The organism is Cellulomonas septica (genome assembly GCF_012396155.1).
Taxonomy (GTDB): Bacteria; Actinomycetota; Actinomycetes; order Actinomycetales; family Cellulomonadaceae; genus Cellulomonas; species Cellulomonas septica.
This window is the reverse complement of the sequence record NZ_JAAXOY010000845.1, coordinates 1-1,234: the sequence shown is the minus strand read 5'-3', so window position 1 is coordinate 1,234 and position 1,234 is coordinate 1. Positions and strand designations below refer to the sequence as shown.

1 protein-coding gene is annotated in these 1,234 nt (G+C 73.5%); it reads left to right on the top strand.

Annotation, left to right across the window (positions count from 1 at the left end; all coding sequences use genetic code 11):
• The coding region (locus HGA02_RS19705) for an AAA family ATPase (RefSeq protein WP_168681095.1) at positions 1-949 on the top strand (949 nt) is incomplete at its 5' end.
• Positions 950-1,234: the final 285 nt, after the last annotated feature.

Genomic DNA, 1,234 nt, shown 5'->3' with positions numbered 1-1,234 from the left:
CGCCGAGGCCGCCCGGACCGAGCGCGAGCAGCAGCTCTCCGCGACGCGCGCCCGGGTCGACGAGCTCGCGCGCGAGCTCGCGCAGCTCACCGACGCCGCGCACCGCGACGAGGTCGCCCGGACCCAGCAGCGCCTGCGCATCGAGCAGCTGCAGAACCGGTCGGTCGAGGAGCTCGGGCTCGACCCCCAGGTGCTGCTCGACGAGTTCGGCCCGCACCGCGACGTGCCCGTCGTGCTGCCACCCGGCACCGAGCCCGACCCCGACGCGCCCACCACGGTGCCGTTCGTGCGCGAGCAGCAGGAGAAGCGGCTCAAGGCGGCCGAGCGCGCGCTGTCCCTGCTGGGGCGCGTCAACCCGCTGGCCCTCGAGGAGTTCGCCGCGCTCGAGGAGCGCCACAAGTTCCTCACCGACCAGCTCGCCGACCTCAAGAAGTCGCGCGCCGACCTGCTGGAGATCGTCAAGGAGATCGACGAGCGCGTCGAGCAGGTGTTCGCCGAGGCGTACCGCGACACGGCCGCGGCGTTCGACGTCGTCTTTCCGCGCCTGTTCCCGGGCGGCGAGGGGCGCCTGGTGCTGACCGATCCCGACGACATGCTCACCACGGGCATCGAGGTCGAGGCGCGCCCGGCCGGCAAGAAGGTCAAGCGCCTGTCGCTGCTGTCCGGCGGCGAGCGGTCGCTGACCGCCGTCGCGCTGCTCGTCGCGATCTTCAAGGCGCGACCGTCGCCGTTCTACGTGATGGACGAGGTCGAGGCGGCCCTCGACGACGCCAACCTCGGCCGGCTGCTCGACATCTTCCGCGAGCTCCAGGAGGACTCCCAGCTCATCGTCGTGACGCACCAGAAGCGCACGATGGAGATCGCCGACGCCCTCTACGGCGTGACGATGCGCGGCGACGGCGTCACGACCGTCGTGAGCCAGCGCATGCGCGAGGACGTCGCCGTCTGAGGCTGGGATCCGGGCGACCGGGACGAGCCGGGCGGCGCGTGTGGAGATCGTGTGAGGGCTGCCCGCCGCGCGGGTGACGTCGCGCGCGTCGGGCCCCAGGGGCGCGGAGGATGGACCCGTGGCTGTGCTCGTCGGGATCCTCGTGTCGCTCCTCGTCGCCTTCGCCGTGCTGATCCTCGCCGGCGTCGCGGCGGGTTCCGGCGCGCCCGGGGAGGAGCGCAACGGCCCGTGGCGCGCGTTCCGCGCGGGCTGGGCGGCACGCAAGCACCCGGACGCCGACCAGAC